The organism is Lutibacter flavus (genome assembly GCF_900188355.1).
Taxonomy (GTDB): domain Bacteria; phylum Bacteroidota; class Bacteroidia; order Flavobacteriales; family Flavobacteriaceae; genus Lutibacter; species Lutibacter flavus.
The window spans coordinates 19,186-39,652 of sequence record NZ_FZNX01000002.1 but is presented as its reverse complement, the minus strand read 5'-3'; the positions used below and the strand labels follow the sequence as shown (position 1 = coordinate 39,652).

Annotated in this window: 17 protein-coding genes; 8 read left to right on the top strand and 9 right to left on the bottom strand. The window is 31.5% G+C overall.

Features of this window, described 5'->3' with window-relative positions:
• Nucleotides 1-13 precede the first annotated feature (13 nt).
• From CHB63_RS06385 to CHB63_RS17125, 3 genes are read left to right on the top strand one after another with little or no spacing between them, the layout of a single operon-like run.
• Complete coding sequence (locus CHB63_RS06385; RefSeq protein ID WP_089377633.1) at nt 14-1,360, top strand: TlpA family protein disulfide reductase; 1,347 nt, start codon at nt 14-16, stop codon at nt 1,358-1,360.
• Complete coding sequence (locus tag CHB63_RS06380; RefSeq protein WP_089377632.1) at nt 1,361-1,672, top strand: peroxiredoxin family protein; 312 nt, start codon at nt 1,361-1,363, stop codon at nt 1,670-1,672.
• 21 nt (nt 1,673-1,693) lie between these two features.
• The gene (locus CHB63_RS17125; RefSeq protein ID WP_176420281.1) at nt 1,694-1,852 is read left to right on the top strand and encodes a hypothetical protein; all 159 of its coding nucleotides are present in this window, start codon (nt 1,694-1,696) and stop codon (nt 1,850-1,852) included.
• A 2-nt stretch (nt 1,853-1,854) separates the two neighbouring features.
• Here the strand turns inward: CHB63_RS17125 and CHB63_RS06375 are convergent, their stop codons facing one another.
• The gene (locus tag CHB63_RS06375; RefSeq protein ID WP_089377631.1) at nt 1,855-2,214 is read right to left on the bottom strand and encodes a YraN family protein; all 360 of its coding nucleotides are present in this window, start codon (nt 2,212-2,214) and stop codon (nt 1,855-1,857) included.
• A 130-nt stretch (nt 2,215-2,344) separates the two neighbouring features.
• Nucleotides 2,345-3,241, bottom strand: coding sequence for a S66 peptidase family protein (locus CHB63_RS06370; protein WP_089377630.1), 897 nt, complete (start codon nt 3,239-3,241; stop codon nt 2,345-2,347).
• A gap of 102 nt (nt 3,242-3,343) precedes the next feature.
• Between CHB63_RS06370 and metG the strand changes: the two genes are divergently transcribed.
• Nucleotides 3,344-5,455, top strand: a complete 2,112-nt coding sequence (gene metG / locus CHB63_RS06365; protein WP_089377629.1) for a methionine--tRNA ligase — start codon at nt 3,344-3,346, stop codon at nt 5,453-5,455.
• 243 nt (nt 5,456-5,698) lie between these two features.
• Entirely contained in the window at nt 5,699-7,825 is a 2,127-nt protein-coding gene (locus tag CHB63_RS06360) for a Tex family protein (RefSeq protein WP_089377628.1), read from the top strand.
• A gap of 171 nt (nt 7,826-7,996) precedes the next feature.
• Here CHB63_RS06360 and CHB63_RS06355 read toward each other — a convergent pair whose 3' ends face one another.
• The 3 genes from CHB63_RS06355 to CHB63_RS06345 all read right to left on the bottom strand — a co-directional run bounded on the left by CHB63_RS06355 (nt 7,997) and on the right by CHB63_RS06345 (nt 12,368).
• Nucleotides 7,997-8,833: a BT1926 family outer membrane beta-barrel protein gene (locus tag CHB63_RS06355; protein ID WP_089377627.1), complete on the bottom strand. Its 837-nt coding sequence runs from the start codon at nt 8,831-8,833 to the stop codon at nt 7,997-7,999.
• A 90-nt stretch (nt 8,834-8,923) separates the two neighbouring features.
• Complete coding sequence (locus CHB63_RS06350) at nt 8,924-11,506, bottom strand: hypothetical protein (RefSeq protein ID WP_141107274.1); 2,583 nt, start codon at nt 11,504-11,506, stop codon at nt 8,924-8,926.
• A 526-nt stretch (nt 11,507-12,032) separates the two neighbouring features.
• On the bottom strand, nt 12,033-12,368 hold the full coding sequence (locus CHB63_RS06345) for a single-stranded DNA-binding protein (protein ID WP_089378108.1): 336 nt from the start codon (nt 12,366-12,368) through the stop codon (nt 12,033-12,035).
• Between the two features lie 275 nt (nt 12,369-12,643).
• Between CHB63_RS06345 and CHB63_RS06340 the strand changes: the two genes are divergently transcribed.
• The 3 genes from CHB63_RS06340 to CHB63_RS06330 all read left to right on the top strand — a co-directional run bounded on the left by CHB63_RS06340 (nt 12,644) and on the right by CHB63_RS06330 (nt 16,481).
• A complete protein-coding gene (locus tag CHB63_RS06340; RefSeq protein WP_089377625.1) occupies nt 12,644-12,991 on the top strand; it encodes a hypothetical protein in 348 nt (115 codons plus the stop codon).
• 64 nt (nt 12,992-13,055) lie between these two features.
• The gene (locus CHB63_RS06335; RefSeq protein ID WP_089377624.1) at nt 13,056-15,368 is read left to right on the top strand and encodes a M28 family peptidase; all 2,313 of its coding nucleotides are present in this window, start codon (nt 13,056-13,058) and stop codon (nt 15,366-15,368) included.
• A gap of 3 nt (nt 15,369-15,371) precedes the next feature.
• Entirely contained in the window at nt 15,372-16,481 is a 1,110-nt protein-coding gene (locus tag CHB63_RS06330; RefSeq protein ID WP_089377623.1) for a DUF2891 domain-containing protein, read from the top strand.
• Here the strand turns inward: CHB63_RS06330 and pyk are convergent.
• Genes pyk through fabF form a run of 4 tightly spaced genes read right to left on the bottom strand, consistent with a single transcriptional unit; the run spans nt 16,478 to nt 20,463 of the window.
• A complete protein-coding gene (gene pyk, locus CHB63_RS06325; protein ID WP_089377622.1) occupies nt 16,478-17,914 on the bottom strand; it encodes a pyruvate kinase in 1,437 nt (478 codons plus the stop codon). The two genes, CHB63_RS06330 and pyk, sit on opposite strands and share 4 nt — an antisense overlap.
• Before the next feature lie 2 nt (nt 17,915-17,916).
• Entirely contained in the window at nt 17,917-18,372 is a 456-nt protein-coding gene (locus CHB63_RS06320) for an IPExxxVDY family protein (protein WP_089377621.1), read from the bottom strand.
• Between the two features lie 60 nt (nt 18,373-18,432).
• Nucleotides 18,433-19,200 (bottom strand): ribonuclease III, encoded by a 768-nt coding sequence (gene rnc / locus CHB63_RS06315; protein WP_089377620.1) that lies wholly within the window; start codon nt 19,198-19,200, stop codon nt 18,433-18,435.
• 12 nt (nt 19,201-19,212) lie between these two features.
• Nucleotides 19,213-20,463 carry a beta-ketoacyl-ACP synthase II gene (fabF, locus tag CHB63_RS06310; protein WP_089377619.1) on the bottom strand — a complete coding sequence of 417 codons (1,251 nt, stop codon included), beginning with the start codon at nt 20,461-20,463 and terminating at the stop codon, nt 19,213-19,215.
• Between the last annotated feature and the right edge of the window lie 4 nt (nt 20,464-20,467).

Here is a 20,467-nt window from a genome sequence, read left to right as displayed (position 1 = left end):
ACTAAAAAAAGAGATGATTAAAAAAATACTACTAGCATTAATTTTAATAAGTACCACACTTCAAAGTCAAACTTCGGTTACAGGAACTATGGATCCTGTTATAGAAGATTATAATTATGTTATTTTATATCAATTAAAAGGGGCTAAGCAAATTTATATTGCAAATGTTACTGTTTTGGAGGGCGTTTTTAAAATGGATTTTCCTGAAAATGCTTCAAAAGGGATGTACCGCTTAACTTATGATATGAAAAATGGTGGTTTTGTTGATTTTTTATACAACAAAGAAAGTGTTGAATTAAAATTTGATCCAACTTTTCCTTCAGGAACACTGGAGTTTATAGTGTCTGATGAAAATAAAACGTATACTAATTATCAGGCTGAAACTAATGATATTAGGCGTAAATTGGATTCATTACAAATGAATTTCTTTAATTTAGAAAGTGAAAATGCAATAAAATCAACACAAAAGATTTATAAAAGAACCTATGAACATTATTTAATTTCTCAAGAATTATTTACCGAAAAAAGCGAAGGGCAAATAGCTAATAGTTTTATAAAATCAAGTAATAAATACTATTCGCCAACACTAATTAAAACTCCACAAGAATTTTTAAACAGTGAAAAACAGCATTATTTTGATTTTATAGATTTCAATGATTCAATGTTATTAAACTCAATTTTTTATACCGAAAGGGTAACAGATTATGTTTTCTATTTGAACACTTCCGATGATGTTGAGGTACAAAATAGTTTGTATTTAAATTCGATAAAAGAAGTTCTTGAAAAAATAGAAGAGAATTATTTTTTAAAAGCAGAACTTTTAACAACGTTAATGTACAATTTTGCACAACTTGAAAGTACTGTTATTTTAGATTATGTAATTGATAATTTTTATAAAAAACTTCCAGAAGAATTTCAAAACTCGGCAGATTTAAAAGAAATACAATCTAAAGTAAAATTAGCATTAGGAAAAACTGCTCCAGATTTTTCTTGGGATGTAGGGGATAAAACAGTCAATTTATCAGAATTGAATAATGCATCAACTTATATTTTAGTGTTTTGGAGTACAAGTTGTTCTCATTGTTTAGTAGAAGTTCCTCAATTATATGAATTTATAAAAGATAACGAAGAAGTTCATGTAATTGCTATTGCTTTAGAAAATGATGAGTTAGGGTTTAACCATCACACTCAAAACTTTGAAAAATGGACAAATGTTTTAGGCTTAGAAAAATGGCAAAATAAAATAGCAAGGAAATATGAAATAGTTTCTACACCTACCTATTTTGTTTTAGATTCAAATAAAAAAATTATCTCAAAACCTGAATATGTTGAGGATGTAAAGAAATTTTTAGATAAATAAATGAAAAGAAAATTACTACTATTTTTTGTTTTAATAATTGGTGTATTATTTATAGGTAATGCCCAAATTGTTCAAAAGGGAGCCAAGGCTCCTGATTTTAGGCTGTATGCCCTAGACGGAACTATAAACTCCCTAGATACATATAAAAATAAAGTGGTTGTAATTAAAATGTGGTTTACAACTTGCGCACCTTGTTTGCATGAGATTCCTAAAGTTAATAAACTCTTAGAAAAATATAAAAATCGTAATGATATTGTTTTTATTGCTCCCGCACCAAATAGCAAAAAAACGTTAAAAAAGTTTAAACGATAAGTAGATTTTGACTTTACCGTAATGTCAGGTTCTTATGAAATGTTAAAAATTTACAATCCAGTTAGAAGGTATCCTTCACATGTTATAATTGATAAGGCGGGAAATATTTCTTATATTCTTGAAGGCTCCTCAAAAGAGATTGATACTCTTTTAGATGCTGAAATAGAAAAGGTTATATGATTTTAAAAATATAAAAAAGCATCTTCTAAATGTTCTATTTTAGAAATGTTTTTATTTTGAATTATAGCAACAATATCAAATCTAACTTCTACATCTAAATCTTTATAAATTACATATTCATTAATTGCCTCAACTAATAATTGTATTTTTTTCTGATTCACAAAATCTTGAGGGTTCCCAAAATAATTACTGGAACGTGTTTTAACCTCAATAACTGCTAAAATATCTTTTTTAATAGCAATAATATCTACTTCTGCCTTTTTAAACCGCCAATTACGCTCTAAAATTTTATAGTTGTTTTTTTGAAGAAATTCAACTGCTAAATCTTCACCTTTTTTACCTAATTCATTGTGTGTAGCCATTTTTTTGTTTTTTTACAAACTGTATTCTGTCACCTTGAACTTGATTCTAGGTCACATAATATTTAGCATTTTATGATGAGATGCTGAATTAAGTTCAGCATGACGAACTGTCGACTGTCAAATATAATTGCTATTCAAATCTAATTAAGCATTTCTTTTCACCAACTTCTAAATTCATTTTTCTTCCAAAAAATAATGCGCTGTTATCTTTTAAATGTCCCGCTGGGAAATTAAATACTACAGGGAAATTAAAATCGGAAATACAATCAGAAATAATTTCTATGGCTGTTTTCCCAAAAGGAATTCTATTGTCGTGCATATTCGTCATACCACCAACAATCAATCCTTTTAAATTATTAAAATATCCATTTCGTTTTAGATTCATAAACATTCTATCAATATGATATAAATATTCGTCTAAATCTTCAATAAATAATATTTTACCATCAGTATTTATTGAGGATTTACTTCCTAATAAACTATATAAAATAGACAAATTCCCACCAACAAGTTCTCCAGAAGCAATTCCTTTTTTATTTTCTTTAAAAGAAGAAATTGAATAGGAAATTGGATCTCCAAAAAGACTATTTTTTAATGATGTTAAAGCCTGTTGGGTGTTTTTTTTAACATCTAATGGCATTGTGGCATGTAAAGTTTCAATTCCAAAATTATGAATGTGGTTATGTAAAACAGTAATATCAGAATATCCAATAACCCACTTTGGGTGTTGCTTAAATTTTGTAAAATCTAATTGATCAATAATTCTAACAGTTCCATAGCCACCTCGAGCACACCAGATTGCTTTTATTTCAGGATTATCTAACATTGTTTGAAAATCTAAAATACGTTGATTATCACTTCCTGCAAATTGATTTTCTTCAAAACCAATAGTTTCACCAATTACAACTTTTAACCCCCAATTTTCTAGTAAATCAATGGCTGGTTGAATTTCTTTTAAAGCTATTTTTCGAGCAGTTGAAACAATAGCGACAATATCGTTTTTTTGTAAAAATAAGGGTTGAATCATCTTAAAATTTAATAAATCAGATTGCAAATTACGAAAACCGAAACAACTATTCACTTTTCTAATAAACAATCCTTATTTTTGCACTTTCTTAAACAAATTTTGATGAGCAATTCAAAGAGATATACAATTACAGCGGCTTTGCCTTATACCAACGGACCAGTACATATTGGTCATTTGGCAGGTGTTTATGTGCCAGCTGATATTTATGCGCGTTATTTACGTAATACAGGTAATGATGTATTATACATTTGTGGTTCCGATGAGCACGGTGTGCCAATTACTTTAAAAGCTAAAAAAGAAGGTGTTACGCCTCAAGATATTGTAGATAAATACCACGCAATTATAAAGCAATCATTTAGTGATTTCGGAATTTCTTTTGATAATTATTCTCGTACTTCTGCAGAAATTCATCATAAAACTGCTTCAGAATTTTTTAAGAAATTATATGATGATGGAAAATTTATAGAAGAATCTTCAGAGCAATTATATGATGCGGAAGCAAATCAGTTTTTAGCAGATAGATTTGTTGTTGGAACTTGCCCAAAATGTGGAAATGAAGAAAGTTATGGAGATCAATGTGAAAGTTGTGGTACTAGCCATAATGCAACAGATTTAATCAATCCAAAATCTGCAATTACTGGAAATGTGCCAACAACCAAAGTAACAAAACATTGGTATTTACCTTTAGATAAATACGAAAAATGGTTACGTGAGTGGATTGTTGATGGCCATAAAAATGATTGGAAAACAAACGTATTAGGACAAGTAAAATCGTGGTTAGATGATGGTTTAAAACCAAGAGCTGTAACGCGTGATTTGGATTGGGGAATTCCGGTTCCTGTTGAAGGTGGGGAAGGAAAAGTTTTATATGTTTGGTTCGATGCACCTATTGGTTATATTTCATCAACAAAAGAATGGGCTGCAAGAGAAGGAAAAGATTGGGAGCCTTATTGGAAAGATAAAGACACGAAGCTAATTCACTTTATTGGAAAAGATAATATTGTATTTCACTGTATAATTTTTCCAGCAATGTTAAAAGCAGAAGGAAGTTATATTTTACCTGAAAATGTACCTGCAAACGAGTTTTTAAATTTAGAAGGAAACAAAATTTCCACTTCTAAAAACTGGGCTGTTTGGTTACATGAATATTTAGAAGATTTCCCTGGAAAGCAAGATGTGCTGCGTTATGCATTAACTGCAAATGCACCAGAAACTAAGGATAACGATTTTACTTGGAAAGATTTTCAGGCAAGAAACAACAACGAGTTGGTAGCTATTTTTGGTAATTTTATTAATAGAGTAGTAGTGCTTACAAATAAATATTACGAAGGAATTATTTCAGAACCAAATGAGTTTTCTGATGTTGATAATGAAACTTTAGAAAAACTACAAAAATTCCCTTCAATTATAGCAAGTTCTATAGAACGTTACCGTTTTAGAGAAGCTTCTCAAGAGTTGATGAATTTAGCGAGATTAGGAAATAAATATTTAGCAGATGAAGAACCTTGGAAACAAATAAAAACGGATCCGAAACGGGTAAAGACTATAATGTATGTTGCGCTTCAAATTGCTGCTGGATTATCAGTTGTATCTGAGCCATTTTTACCTTTTACTTCTGAAAAATTAAAAGGAATTTTGAATTTGATGGACATTGAGCGGAGTCGAAGTGTTGGCGAGGGAGTGATTTCGACTCCGCTCAATCACCAACTTACTTGGAGCGATGTTTCAGAAAAAGTGGAATTAATTCAACCAAATCATCAAATAGGAAAAGCAGAATTGTTATTTGCTAAAATAGAAGATGCTGAAATTCAGGCGCAGTTAGATAAATTGGAAGCTACTAAACTAGCCAATGAGGCGGAAAACAAAGTTGTAGAACCACAAAAAGAAACCATTGAATTTGATGATTTCACCAAATTAGATATGCGAGTTGGTACTATAATTGAAGCGGTAAAAGTTCCAAAAACTAAAAAATTACTACAACTAAGAGTTGATGTTGGTATAGATGTTAGAACCATTGTTTCTGGAATTGCTGAAAGCTTTAAACCAGAAGATATTATTGGGCAAAAAGTAACAGTTTTGGTAAATTTAGCACCTAGAAAATTACGAGGCGTTGAAAGTCAGGGAATGATTTTAATGACTGATACTCCTGAAGGTAAATTAACTTTTATTGAACCGGAAAATGATTCAGTTGGTAATGGAGAGCAAGTGAGTTAAATTTATAGTAAAAAATATAACTTAAACCCTGAACTTGTTTCGGGGTTTTTTGTTAATTTCAATTTTCAATATAAATTGTCATTCTGTAATATCTTCATAAGATAATTTAATTATATTATTTCTCGTCATTACGAGGAGTAAGCGACGAAGTAATCTCTCATTAGAAAAAGATTGCTTCATTTCATTCGCAATGACGGCTTTATTTTAGGGTTTTTTGTAAATTTCAATATTCAAATTTTAAAAATGCAATTAGGACACTTTATAAAATCAAAAACCAACCTTCCTATAAAAGGAATTGAAAATACCATTCAATTATTAAATGAAGATTGTACAGTACCCTTTATTTCACGATATAGAAAAGAGCGCACAGGAAATTTAGATGAAGTTCAAATAGGAGATATTGTAAAATATAAAGCTCAATTTGAAGAATTAGAAAAACGAAAAGGTAGTATTTTAAAATCTTTAGATGAGCAAGGAGTTTTAACTGATGATTTAAAGCTGAAAATAACGAATACAAGTGATTTAACGGCTTTAGAAGATGTTTACTTACCATATAAGAAAAAACGGAAAACAAAGGCTGAAACTGCTCTAAAAATCGGATTAGAACCGTTATCTAAGATTATTATGAGTCAGAATGCTACTGATATTCATTCTATAGCCGTAAAATATTTGAATGACGAAGTTGCAACAGCGGTTGATGCATTAGAAGGTGCGAGATACATAATAGCTGAATGGATTAATGAACGTACAGATATTCGAAACAATATTCGATACCAATTGGAAAAATTTGCGGCGATAAACACCAAAGTTATAAAATCGAAACAGGAAGACGAGAAAGCTCAGAAATATAGAGATTACTTTGAATGGAGTGAATCTTTAAACAGAATTCCTTCTCACCGTTTATTAGCAATTTTAAGAGCCGAGAAGGAAGGGGTTATTCGTGTAAAAATTGAAATTGATGATGATAGAGCAGTTACTAAAGTAGAAGAAAGAGTTATTCGTTCTAATAATGAGTGTTCTTTACAAATAAAATTAGCTATTCAAGATTCTTATAAAAGATTGTTGTTTCCTGCGTTATCAAATGAAATTTTAAGTTTAGCAAAACAAAAGGCTGATGAAGGATCTATAAATGTTTTTGCGAAAAACTTAAAACAATTATTATTGGGAGCGCCTTTAGGTGAAAAAACAATTTTAGCGATTGATCCGGGTTTTAGAACTGGTTGTAAAATCGTTTGTTTAAATGCTCAGGGAGCTTTGGTGCACAACGAAACTATTTATCCTCATGCGCCAAAAAATGATGCAATTGGGGCAATGAAAAAAATTAATTCTTTGGTCGCTGCTTATAAAATTGAAGCTATTGCTATTGGAAACGGAACTGCTTCTCGAGAAACAGAGCAATTAATACGTAAAATGCGTTTTAATAAGGATGTTGAGGTGTTTGTTGTAAGTGAAGCTGGTGCAAGTATATATTCTGCATCAAAAATTGCACGAGACGAGTTTCCAAATTACGATGTTACAGTAAGAGGTGCTGTTTCAATTGGGAGAAGATTGGTAGATCCTTTGGCTGAATTGGTAAAAATAGATGCAAAATCGATAGGAGTTGGGCAATACCAACACGATGTAGATCAAACGAAGCTTAAAACTTCTTTAGATACCGTTGTGGAAAGTTGTGTAAACTCGGTTGGTGTTAATATAAATACAGCAAGTGTTCCTTTGTTGAGTTATGTTTCAGGAATTGGTCAAAAATTAGCAGAGAATATTGTAAACTATAGAGAGGAGAAGGGAGCATTTAATTCAAGGAATGATATAAAAAAAGTAACACGTTTAGGAAATAAAGCTTTTGAACAAAGTGCAGGATTTTTACGTATTAAAAATGGGGAAAACCCATTGGATAATTCTGCAGTGCATCCAGAAAGTTATACCATTGTTTCTAAAATAGCAAAAGATTTAAAAATGAGTGTTTCTAATTTAATTGGAAATAAAGAAGTGCTTCAAAAAATAGAACTTCAAAAATATTGTACAAATCCTGTTGGACTTCCTACTCTAAAAGATATTGTTGCTGAATTGGAAAAGCCAGGTTTAGATCCACGTAAAAAAGCAAAGGTTTTTACATTCAATCAAAATATTAGATCTATAAATGATTTACATGAAGGTCAATTATTACCGGGTATTGTAAATAACATTACCAATTTTGGTTGTTTTGTAGATATTGGAATAAAAGAAAGTGGTTTGGTACACGTTTCTAATTTGGCTGATAAATTTGTAAGCGATGTTGGCGAGATTGTTAGTTTGCATCAACAAGTAATTGTAAAAGTGTTAGAAGTTGATGTAGCAAGAAAACGCATTCAATTATCTATGAATCATAAATAGTTAATTTTGTCATTCTAAAAGTAGTTCTGCGTATGTAAGTATCTCTTCTAATAATTCCATGGGATCTTTTGTTGCACTTAGGATGACATACTATCTAGCAAACAAAAATAAAACACAAAAAAAAGGCTACCGATAGGTAGCCTTTTTAGGTATTAGTAATAATCCCACAAGTTAAAATTTAAACCCAATTTTCGCTGAAAATTGTGCAAAGAATGATACTGTATCGGTTTCAGCTTCAAGGTTCATTAACCCTGGACCTGGTGTTTTCATATTAACAGCGTAAGTATAAGATACTGGTTTGATATCAAAACCAAAGAATAAATCTTTAGCGATATAATAATCTACACCAGCAACGGCTTGTACTCCAAAAGCTGTTATATCTACGTGACGAGCACCTAAATCTGTTATCGTTTGAGTATATGTGTTATCATCAACTATTACAGTTGGATCATACAATGATCTTCTTGCATAATCAAAAGGAAGTGCAAAACCTAAATATGGAAATAATCTTTCATTTTTAGTTTTAAATATCCATTGTCCTCCAACAGATACATTTACATCTACTCTTTCATCAGCAACAACTGAACTGTACGCAGGAATAAGAATTACTCCATTAACATCTCTAACAGCAGGAATTCCTAATTGAGAAGGTGTATTACGTATAATAGCACCTCCGCTAAAAGAAACAGCGAATTTGTTACTTACAAAATATCTTCCTTCTGCACCAACCATATTTGTTATAGAGTTAGAGTTTGTATCTACTCCGTTATCATAAGCGGCAACACCACTAACTGTTCCATTAGAGTATGGTACAGTTAAACCAGAATTTAGATATGCTCCTCGTCCCAAAACCATCGCTGCAGTAAAGTCTCCTTTTTGTGGTGCAAATTTAGATGCCTCCACACAACAAGAGTCTGTAGCACAAACGTGTTCTGAATCTTTATCCTGTGCATTAACACTTGTAAGTGTAATGACTAAGATAAAGCATAAAATTAAATATTTTTTCATATGTTCTAGTTCTTTAAGAGTTATAATTTGTTTTATAAAGGGCTGGCTGGTTAAAGTCAGCCCTATATTGTTTATATCCTAAAGAATCTTTTAAGATGCTAATGCAGCGTCTAATAATGCTTTATATTCATTTGCAATTGCAACAGCATTTGCATGTCTAGCGCTTAAAGTATCAATTAAAGCTTGAAGATATTCTAAGTAAGCAGTATCAGCAGCTTCTTCAGTTTGAGCTAAAGCTAAAGCAACCTCTGCTGCTTCAATATCTGTATTAGCTTCTAAGATGTCTTCTTGTAAATCTTCAATATAACCAGCTAAATCATCTAAGTTATCAGCTCCCCAACCACCATAAGCGTTGATCATTGAAATTTTCAATTCTTCTTGGAATTCTAAAGCTGCAAGTTCTTGTTCAAGAACCCAATATGCTTGCCATTCAGCTATAATTGCAGCGTGTAAATCAGCTTGTAAAGAACTTAAGAAACCTTCGTTTGCAATGTACTCATCATACTCAGCTTGCATTGCATCAACAACTGCTTGTTTTGCATCTAATACCGGTTGAATTGCAGCAATTTTTGCTGTAGCTTCTTCAATTGTATCGTTTTCTGCATCTATATCAGCTTGGATACAAGCTTCATCGCAGGCTTCTAAATCAGCTAATGCTTCAGCAGCATCAAGAGCAGCTAATTGTGCATTCCATAAAAGTTCGTAAGAAGTTTCAGCATCTTCAATGGCATCATCACCAGCTTCAGCAGCAGGAAGTACTTCCATACCTAAAGCAGCAACAGCGTCATCAACAACAGTTTGAGCAGCAACAACATCAGCATCAGCAGCATCTACTACATCTTGAGCAGCAGCTAATAAAGCAGCACCTTCTTCATATAAAGATTGTTGATATAAGAATGTTTCATTAGCCTCTGCTAATAATACGTCATAATCAGTAATAGCCTCGTTAGCAGCATCAATAAGTAATTGTTGAGCAGCAACAGCATCGTTAGCGGCATCTAAATCTGCAACTTCAATATTTAACAAGTCAGCGTTTGTATCAGAAGCATCATTAGCTTCAACATTATAAAATTCACCAACAGCTAAAGTTGAGTAATCATTATTAACTAAAGCAAATTGAGCAACAGTTAAGTCAGCACCACCTGCAGCAGATGGGTATGCAGTTGCAGCAAATGTAACTGGGTCTGGAGCAGCAGTAAGAACTTCGTAATAAGTTTCTGTTGTATTTGGATCATCATCATCAGTATGGTCACCAATAACATCATCAGCAGTAGTTGGATCTGAAACATCATCGGAATTCCAAGTAACTCCAGAAGGATCTGCAACATAAATAGCAAGAGCAGCATCATATTGTCCTTGTTCTGTAACTTGAGTAGCAACTAACGGCACCATTGCAGCTTCCGCAGCAGCTAAAGCAGCTTCAAGAGCAGGTAAACCAGCATCTAATAAAGCTAAAGCATCGATTGCATCTTGATAAGTTACATATAAAGCAGCAACATCAGTATCTAATAAAGTCCAAGCAGCTTGAGCGTCAGCAAGTACTAATTGAGCATTCCATAATTCTTCATAATAAGTTACTACAGGATCAATAGCGTCATCACCAGCCATAGCAGCAGGAAGTACTTCTTCACCTAAAGCAGCAACAGCGTCATCAACAACTGTTTGAGCAGCTTCTTCAGCAAGAGTGGCATCAGCGTCAGCAGTTACAGCAGCAGCTAAAGCAGCTGGATAATCAGCTAAAATAGCTTCTAACTCAACAATTGCTTCTTGAGCAGCTTCAATAATATCTTCTTGATCTTCTTTTTCACTTATGATGTCTTCAAGATCATCATTAGCCTCTTCAAATCTATCAATAAATTCATCAGCTATACCATTTTCTTCGTAGATAGCCATAATTTCATTGAATTTTTCTGCCATTTCAATGTTTTTAGCATCAATTAATGCATCTATTGCATCTTCTTCAGCATCTAATTGAGAACGAATAGCCTCTATAGAAGTAGGATCTGCCATAGTAGCTTCTAAAACAGCAATTGCATCTTCTAAAGCTACTTTGTTAGCCATCTCAGTTGCGATATCTCCTTCTAGCATTGCTAAAACATATGCCCATGAAAGAGTATCTGAACCATAGTCAGTAAACATTAATTGAGCTTCTGCTAAATCAGCTTCAGCTTCTAATTTATCCATAAGGATATAATTTGCAGCCTCCATAGCATATCTATACGCATATGCATATTCAGTTGCTAATTGTGCACCCGCGGCTTCTAAATCAGCAGCTAATTCAGCCATTTCAATATTAAAATTCGCTTGAGCAATTTCTAAAGCCATTTCAGCTTGAGCTACTGCAGTAGCAGTTGAAGCTGCTAATGACATTAATTGTTGCTCATGAACTAGCGCATTGTAAGCATTGTTTTCAAGAAGTCCAGCAGTATACGCATCAACTTGTGCAGCTTGAGCAATAGTTAAATCAGCTTGAGCATCTTCTGCATTTGCTCGAGCTGTAAGATATGCAGCTTCGGCAGTTTGTACTGCAGCTTGTGCAGCTAATAGGTCAGCTTGTCCCTCGTAAATAGCCTCAACTAATGGGGATACTTCGTTGTCTATACAAGAAGTAAAACTAACACTGAATAAGGTAGTCATCATCAGAACTACCGACAATTTTTTTAAATGTTTCATTTTGTAACTTTTTAATTAATATTCTTTAAAATTTAAATAGGTTAATAAACTTGTGTTATTACAATTAGTCAACAAAACTACATATATAATTTTTATTATGCAATAATTGATTTACTAAAACTATTGATTTTTAATGCTAATTTAATAATTATTTTTAGATTACCTTTGTAAAACGTTAATAAATAACTAGTTAAGGGTGTTAATATGATAATAATTTCTTTAATTTATAATGGAGATATCTTTAGTTTAAAGGTAAAAAACCATTTAAACACATTTTTTTTTATGGCTTTTTTTAATAAAACGATAGATTTTACCATTTTTGACAAAAAAAAAAGAGAAGTTTTACTTGTTCTGTTTTATTAAATCTGTTTTACTCGGATTTTGATGCCATTAGTTGCTAATATTAGGATAACCTACCATTTAAATGAGTAGTTATGCATAAAAATTGGATTGTTTTTAAAATTTAATTTATAATTAAAAAGAGCGCAATTTTGCACTCTTTTTTTTCAATGTTAATTTTTTTGTTTTATTTAGTGCCTAACAACAATAGTTCATTTATAACAATTTCTGTAACGTATCTTTTATTACCATCTTTGTCGTTATAATTTCTTGTGGTTAATTTGCCTTCAACAGCAACTTCTTTACCTTTATCTAAATACTGTTCTACTATCTCGGCGGTTTTGTTCCAGGCCACAATATTGTGCCATTGTGTTTCTGTTACTTTTTCGCCTTGGGCGTTTTTGTAACTTTCATTTGTTGCAATAGAAAATTTTGCTAATTTTTTTCCAGAGTCTAATGTAATAATTTCAGGAGCATTTCCTAAGTTTCCAATTAACTGTACTTTGTTTCTTAACGTATTCATAAGATAAGGTTTTAATAAGCTGAATATCATTTGGTCAATTCAACGGTGCAAATATTTGTCAATTCAAAATTTTTATTCGGTTTGTATGTAATTACTTTCGGTTGTAAATGTTTGTAGTCGTTTGTAAATGGATAATATATTGTATATTTGAGGTTCTTAGTTATTACTCAGAATGACAATTGTTGTCATTCTGAATGTAGTGAAACGAAATGCATCATCTGTTTGTTAGAGTATCATAGCTAAACATAAAAGTTTAATTTAATTGGGAATAACTTATGAAAAAAACGTGCTTAGAATGTGGAGAAGAACTAGTTGGGAGAGTTGATAAAAAATTCTGCTCAGATTATTGCAGAAATTCATACAACAATAAAGTAAACAAGGGAAGCAAAAATTTAATTAGAAATATTAATAATCGATTGCGAAAAAACCACAAGTTACTTTGTGATTTAAATACAACAGGCAAAACAAAAGTGACCAGAACAAAGTTATTAGATGGTAATTTTGATTTTAGTTTTTTTACTTCCATTTATACTACCAAAACAGGGAACACCTATTATTATATTTACGATCAGGGATATTTAGCACTGGATAACGATTTTTATTTGTTGATTAGGAGAGAGTAATTTTTTAAGAAGTTCTTAAAAACAATCTAAAAATGAATTAATTTAGAACAATACATTTATAAAAATGATTTCAAAAAAAAATTATCAGGTTGTATCACTATTAATTTTAGTTGCAATAATTTATTATAGTTTTTATTCTTTAACTCCTTCAACAACGAATACCACAAATGGAACTACTCAATTCTCAACTTCCAATGCTTTACATCATTTAAAAGAAATCACTAAAAAACCGCATTATACCGGTTCACCAGAACATGAAGTGGTTAGAGACTATCTTGTAGATGAGTTTGAAAAATTAGGATTGCAGGTTGAAATTCAGGAACAGGTTGCTATAAATAAAAAATGGAGAGCAGCAACAAATAATAGAAATATACTTGCCAGAATTAAAGGAAGTGAAAATGGGAAAGCGCTGTTGTTATTATCTCATTACGATTCTAATCCGCACTCATCTTTAGGGGCAAGTGATGCAGGAAGTGGAGTAGTAGCAATTTTAGAAGGCGTAAGAGCTTTTTTAGCAACAAATAAAACGCCTAAAAATGATATAATTATTTGTATTACAGATGCTGAAGAATTGGGGTTACTAGGTGCCAATGCTTTTGTAAACCATCACCCTTGGGCAAAAGATGTTGGGTTGGTTTTAAATTTTGAAGCACGTGGTAGTGGCGGACCAAGTTATATACTGCTAGAAACAAATGGGGGGAACAAAAAATTAATTGAAGCTTTTCAGAATGCAAATACGCCGTATCCTGTTGGTAATTCACTTATGTATAGCATTTATAAAATGTTGCCAAATGATACAGATTTAACTGTTTTTAGAGAAGATGGTAATATTGACGGATTTAATTTTGCTTTTATTGGAGATCATTTTGACTATCATACCGAGCAGGATTCTTTTGAGAGAATGGATTTAAAATCGTTAAACCATCAGGCTTCTTATTTAATGGCTACTCTAAATTATTTTGCAAACAGTGATTTGGAAAATTTCAATGCAGCACAAGACTATGTTTATTTTAATTTTCCTTATTTCGGGTTGGTTTATTACCCGTTTTCATGGGTGTTACCAATGTTTGTAGTTTGTGTGCTGTTATTTTTAGGATTGCTTATTGTTGGGATCTCAAAAAAGAGACTTTCTGTTATTGGAATTCTGAAAGGTTTTATTCCTTTAGTCTTTTCTTTAGTAATCTCAAGTCTGGTTGCTTTTTATGGTTGGAAATTGTTATTAAAAATTCATCCGCAATACAACGATATTTTACACGGGTTTACCTACAATGGCTATTATTATATAGCAGTTGTAGTTGCACTTACTTTAGCAATCTGTTTTTGGTTTTATAAAGGCTTCTTTAAAAAAAGAAGCCCACAAGATTTGTTAGTGGCCCCATTATTACTTTGGGTTCTTATAAATGGAGGTATTGTTTTTTATTTACAAGGAGCAGGGTTTTTTATTTTACCAGTACTTATTTTATTGGTAATGCTGTCAATTTTAATTTTTTCAACTACTAAAGATAAAACCTTGTTATTATTTACCATTTTATCAATTCCAGTACTTGTAATTTTTGCGCCTTTAGTAAAAATGCTACCTGAAGGTTTGGGTTTAAAAATGCTGGCCATAAGTTCGGTTTTTACAGTATTGCTATTTGGGTTTATGATTCCGGTGTTTCAACAATATAAAAATCAGAAAAAACTAGCTAGTTTATTTTTGTTAATAGGAGGAATGGCTTTAGTATCGGCATCTTTATATGCATCTTATAATTTAGACAGAAAACAACCAAACAGTATTTTATATGTTTTAGATGCTAATAAAAACGAAGCTTATTGGGCAAGTTATAATTCAACAACCGATGAATTTACAAAACAGTTTTTTGGAGAAAACCCTGAAAGTGGAAGTTATGATAAAAACACCACAGCAAGTAAGTATAAAACAAAAATTAAACTACATACTAAAACCGAAATAAGGAATTTTGAAAAACCATTAATTTCAATTATTTCTGATACTATTATTAATTCAGATAGAAAAGTGTATTTAAGCATTGTTTCTAACAGAAATGCTAATAAAATTGAATTATTAGCAAAAATACCAATAAAATTTAAACAGTTTAAAGTAAATGATGAAGCATTAAAGAAAGATGCAGAAAGTGCGTATGTTTTAGCTATTGATTATGGAACAATTTTGAGCTATTATAGAACCAGCGAGAATGAACTAATTGATTTGGAGTTTGTTGTTAATAAAGATCAACAATTTGATATTGATATTTTGGAAATCAAATATGATTTATATTCAAATCCAGCATTTGAAATCCAGCCACGTTCTAAAACAATGATTCCAACACCTTTTGTATTAAATGATGCAACCGTAATAAAAACTAACATTCAATTTTAAAAAATGAAAAGAGTATTTGTAATTCTAGTAATAATTTCTTGTTTTGTAAGCTGTAATAAAACTAAAAAAACGTCTAAAGAAGATTTAAAATTGGTTGATAATACCGTTTATCCGAAGCCAGAATTAAATGATAAAACTGCTGCGTATTTATATCATTTTGCTTTTGAATGTATTGATCAGGAATATCCAAATAAATTAGGGCAGGTTTTAGGAGATGGTACGTATTTAAAAGAACCATCAGAATTGCATCCTGCTTTTTATGGTTGTTTTGATTGGCATTCTTCTGTTCACGGGCATTGGACTTTATTGAATATATTAAAAGAAGTACCCAATTTTGAGCATAAAGAAGCTGTTTTACAAAAATTACTTCAAAATATCACCAAAGAAAATATTCTAAAAGAAGTAACATATTTTGATGATGCTTTTAATAAAAATTTTGAGCGCACTTATGGTTGGGCCTGGTTGCTAAAAGTTTCTGAAACATTGCAAGATTGGGATACAGATGAAGCCAAACAATTAAACGAAAACCTAAAACCGTTGGTTGAAATAATTGTACGTAAATACATTGAATTTTTACCAAAATTAAAATATCCAATTAGAATAGGGGAGCATTCGAATACCGCTTTTGGAATGTCTTTTGCCCTAGATTATGCAAAAAAATATTCACCAGAATTGGCAGCCCTAATTGTTTTAAAAGCAAAAGAATATTATTTAAACGATCAAGGGTGTCCATTAACCTGGGAGCCTGGAGGATTCGATTTTTTATCTCCTTGTTTACAAGAAGCTTCTTTAATGATGAAGGTGTTGCCAAAAGAAGAATTTATACCTTGGTTAGATACATTTTTACCTGATTTTAGAAAAAATCCGGAATTATATTTAGAGGTTGCGGAAGTTACAGATAGATCCGATGGAAAGTTGGCTCATTTAGATGGGTTAAACTATAGTAGAGCTTGGTGTTTGTATGAAATGGGAACTGCCTTAGATAATAAAAAAATGATCAATTTAGCAAATAAACATTTTGAGTTTAGTTATAAAAAAATGGACTCTGGAGAATATGCCGGAGCCCATTGGCTTGCTTCTTTTGCTTTGTATGCGATACTAAAAAGTAATTAGTCTTTTTTAAATTCTGTAATACGCATTGTATTAGCCATACCTCTTTCTTTTACAGGCATTGAGGTTATGTTTATGGCGTAATCACCATCACGTAAATATCCTCTTTCTGCGGCTAAATTATTAATGTCTTCAATAGTTTGATCTGTACTTACAAAACGATCGTAATAAACACCTTTAACACCCCATAATAAATTTAGCATTGCTAAAATTCTTCTGTTAGATGAAAACACTAAAATATTAGATTTTGGTCTCCATGAAGATATTTGAAATGCTGTAAATCCAGAATCTGTTAAAGTAGTAATTACTTCAGCATTAATATTATTTGCCATTAAAGCCGCTTGATGGCATATAGTTTTTGAAATAAAACGGTCATTAATACATTGTATATATTCTTCTGGCATTGAAATTAAAGGTGAATTTTCAACACTTTCAATTATTTTACGCATTTGTTGAATAACTTCTAACGGATAATCTCCCACAGAAGTTTCTCCAGAAAGCATAACTGCATCTGCACCATCCATAATTGAGTTTGCAACATCATTTACTTCAGCTCTTGTTGGAACCTGATTATCAATCATAGTTTCCATCATTTGAGTTGCAATAATAACAGGAATATGCGCTTTTTTAGCTTTTAATACCAAACGTTTTTGAATTAGTGGCACTTTTTCCATTGGTACTTCAACACCAAGATCTCCACGAGCAACCATTAAAGCGTCACAAAAAGGAGTGATTTTATCAATATTAGCTACTGCTTCAGGTTTTTCAATTTTAGCAATAATTGGTATTTTATGATCTGAATGTTTTTTAATTATTTCTTGTAATTCAATTAAATCTTCTGATGTTCTAACAAAAGATAAAGCAATCCAATCTACATCCAATCCAATTGCAAAAACCACATCTTTCTGATCTTTTTCGGTAAGTGCAGGTAACGATATTTTCGTATTTGGTAAATTAACTCCTTTTTTAGATTTTAATTTTCCACCACGCAATACTTTTGTAGTAACGTTTTTATCACCATCAGTATCCGTTACCTCAAATAATAATTTACCGTCATCAACTAAAATGTGCTCACCCTTTTTAACATCTTTTGGGAAATTTTGATAAGTCATAAAAGCCTTCTCCTTAGTACCCTCACATTTTTCGGTTGTGAAAGTAAAAGTGTCTCCGGGTGCAAGTTTTACGCCATTTCCCATAACTCCAACACGCAATTTTGGACCTTGTAAATCGGCCAATACTGCAACGTGAAAGTTTCTACGTTTGTTAATTTCTCTTATTATTTTAACTCTTTCCTCAACGTCGGAATAATCAGCATGTGAAAAATTTATTCTGAATACATTTACACCTGATTCCATCATACTTTCCATAATTTCTTTAGTTCCACAAGCGGGACCTAAAGTTGCTACTATTTTGGTGCGTTTTCTATTTTTAGCCATTGTTAAAAAATTAGATTATTTTTTGATTTTAATGTGTTAGTCTCAATTGAGTATGAAGTAATTATTTGATTTATATTATTTAGTTTTTCCACTATTTTTAAAATAGAACTTTGAGTACAACCTTCTATTTTTAAAAAGAAATCAACTTTTTTTTTCTCTGGTAATAAGTACGATGTTGTACTGTAATTACCACCAAATAACCCTTCTTTATATTGTTTATTAACAACCTGTAAATGTTTGTTGTTAATTAAATAATAATTAATAAAATTATTTTCATCTCTATATTCAAATAAGGGGAATTCAGCATTTGAATCTTTAAAATCTAAATTAGATTTATATCTGATAAACTTAGTTTTTAAATGCTTGTTTATTAGAAAAGCCAATCTATAATCTTCTTCGGTTGAATGAATCCCAATTAATAAATAATCATCTTCTAAATCAAACGTTAATAGTTGCATATAAAGAATGAAAATTAAGTTTGTAAAAATACTATTGTTTAATAACAGTAACTAATTATTTTACGAAATCGTATTCGAGCTCTCTAAGTTAAAATCTGATATTTCATTTTGAAAAGCGTAATAAGCCCTTTTAGCTGCTGTCTCTTCAGCCTTTTTCTTAGAAGTTGCTCTACCTTTAGCTATAATTTTGCCATCCAAAACTAACTTTACACTAAAATGTTTTACAGTATCGTTCCCAGTATCATCATAAACATCAAATAGAAAATCTTTTTTAACTTTCTGGCACCATTCAATAAATAAGCTTTTGTAGCTTGTTATTTTGCCTTCAAGTTTTGGAACATCTACATATGGAATAATAACCCTTTTAAAAATAAATTTTCTACAATAATTATAACCTCTATCTAAATAAATAGCCCCAATTAAAGCTTCAAATATATTTCCGTGAATGTTTTCTCCAAATTTAGATTTGGTAACGTTACTTCTTACAAATCTAAATAAATCTAAATCTTTTCCAAGTTCGTTTAAATGCTCTCTACTTACAATTTTAGAACGCATTTGAGTAAGGTATCCTTCATCTCCAGAAGGAACTTCCTGAAATAGGTGGGATGCAATAACAGCACTTAACATGGCATCACCTAAAAACTCTAAGCGTTCATAATTTAAAGGGAGTCCTGTTGATTTATCAAATTCTTTTATAGAACGATGAATAAAAGCTTTTTTATAAAATTGTAAATTTTTAGGAGTAAATCCTATTATTTTTTTTAAATTATAATAAAAAGCCTCATCTTCTTTAGATCGAGTTTCTATAATTTTTCGAATGAAGTTCATTCAGGTGTACTATTATTCAAATTTTTTAAAGAGCACACAAGCATTGTGTCCTCCAAAACCAAAAGTATTACTCATGGCTATTTTCACATCACGTTTTTGTGCTTTATTAAACGTGAAATTTAATTTACTGTCAATTTGATCATCATCAGTAAAATGATTTATTGTAGGAGGTACTATACCATGTTTAATTGCTAAAATAGAAGCAATTGCTTCCACAGCACCAGCAGCACCCAATAAGTGACCAGTCATTGACTTGGTTGAATTAATGTTAAGCGTATAAGCATGTTCACCAAAAACCTCCATTATTGCTTTAGATTCAGCAATATCTCCAAGTGGAGTTGAAGTTCCGTGCATATTTATAGCGTCTACATCTTCTGGTTTTAAACCAGCATCTTTTAAACAGTTTAGCATCACATTTCGGGCTCCTAATCCTTCTGGATGCGGCGCTGTAATATGATAAGCATCTGCTGATAAGCCTCCGCCACCAACTTCTGCATAAATTTTTGCTCCACGAGCAATGGCATGTTCGTATTCCTCTAAAATAAGTGCACCAGCTCCTTCTCCTGAAACAAAACCATCTCTGTCTTTATCAAAAGGTCGTGATGCCGTTGCTGGATCATCATTTCTTGTAGAAAGTGCTTGTAAAGCATTAAAGCCACCAATTCCTGCAATTGTTACTGTAGCTTCAGAACCACCAGAAACCATTACATCTGCATATCCTAAGCGAATGTAATTTAAAGCGTCTATAATAGCATTTGATGAAGAAGCGCAAGCAGAAACAGTTGCGAAATTTGGTCCTCGAAATCCATATTTAATAGAAATTTGACCAGGTGCAATGTCTGCAATCATTTTAGGAATAAAGAATGGGTTAAATCTTGGAGTGCCATCACCTGATGCAAAATTTAAAACTTCATTTTGAAAAGTTTCCAATCCACCAATTCCTGCGCCCCAAATAACTCCGGCCCTATCTTTATTTAAAGACTCTAAATTTAATTTAGAATCAAGAATAGCTTCGTCAGCAGCAACCATAGCATACTGTGTAAATCTATCCATTTTACGAGCTTCTTTTCTGTCAATAAAATCTTTAACATCAAAGTTTTTAAGTTCGCAGGCAAAACGAGTTTTGAACTTGGTAGCATCAAAATATGTTATTGGAGCAGCCCCGCTAACTCCGTTAACAAGGCCATTCCAATATTGTTCAACAGTATTCCCTATAGGTGTCAACGCACCAAGTCCAGTTACAACAACTCGTTTTATTTCCATATAA

Bases quoted from the DNA above. Each gene is read 5' to 3' on its own strand.
- CHB63_RS06385 (WP_089377633.1), top strand. From the start codon at position 14: ATGATTAAAAAAATACTACTAGCATTAATTTTAATAAGTACCACACTT.
- CHB63_RS06380 (WP_089377632.1), top strand. From the start codon at position 1,361: ATGAAAAGAAAATTACTACTATTTTTTGTTTTAATAATTGGTGTATTA.
- CHB63_RS17125 (WP_176420281.1), top strand. From the start codon at position 1,694: ATGTCAGGTTCTTATGAAATGTTAAAAATTTACAATCCAGTTAGAAGG.
- CHB63_RS06375 (WP_089377631.1), bottom strand. From the start codon at position 2,214: ATGGCTACACACAATGAATTAGGTAAAAAAGGTGAAGATTTAGCAGTT.
- CHB63_RS06370 (WP_089377630.1), bottom strand. From the start codon at position 3,241: ATGATTCAACCCTTATTTTTACAAAAAAACGATATTGTCGCTATTGTT.
- metG (WP_089377629.1), top strand. From the start codon at position 3,344: ATGAGCAATTCAAAGAGATATACAATTACAGCGGCTTTGCCTTATACC.
- CHB63_RS06360 (WP_089377628.1), top strand. From the start codon at position 5,699: ATGCAATTAGGACACTTTATAAAATCAAAAACCAACCTTCCTATAAAA.
- CHB63_RS06355 (WP_089377627.1), bottom strand. From the start codon at position 8,833: ATGAAAAAATATTTAATTTTATGCTTTATCTTAGTCATTACACTTACA.
- CHB63_RS06350 (WP_141107274.1), bottom strand. From the start codon at position 11,506: ATGAAACATTTAAAAAAATTGTCGGTAGTTCTGATGATGACTACCTTA.
- CHB63_RS06345 (WP_089378108.1), bottom strand. From the start codon at position 12,368: ATGAATACGTTAAGAAACAAAGTACAGTTAATTGGAAACTTAGGAAAT.
- CHB63_RS06340 (WP_089377625.1), top strand. From the start codon at position 12,644: ATGAAAAAAACGTGCTTAGAATGTGGAGAAGAACTAGTTGGGAGAGTT.
- CHB63_RS06335 (WP_089377624.1), top strand. From the start codon at position 13,056: ATGATTTCAAAAAAAAATTATCAGGTTGTATCACTATTAATTTTAGTT.
- CHB63_RS06330 (WP_089377623.1), top strand. From the start codon at position 15,372: ATGAAAAGAGTATTTGTAATTCTAGTAATAATTTCTTGTTTTGTAAGC.
- pyk (WP_089377622.1), bottom strand. From the start codon at position 17,914: ATGGCTAAAAATAGAAAACGCACCAAAATAGTAGCAACTTTAGGTCCC.
- CHB63_RS06320 (WP_089377621.1), bottom strand. From the start codon at position 18,372: ATGCAACTATTAACGTTTGATTTAGAAGATGATTATTTATTAATTGGG.
- rnc (WP_089377620.1), bottom strand. From the start codon at position 19,200: ATGAACTTCATTCGAAAAATTATAGAAACTCGATCTAAAGAAGATGAG.
- fabF (WP_089377619.1), bottom strand. From the start codon at position 20,463: ATGGAAATAAAACGAGTTGTTGTAACTGGACTTGGTGCGTTGACACCT.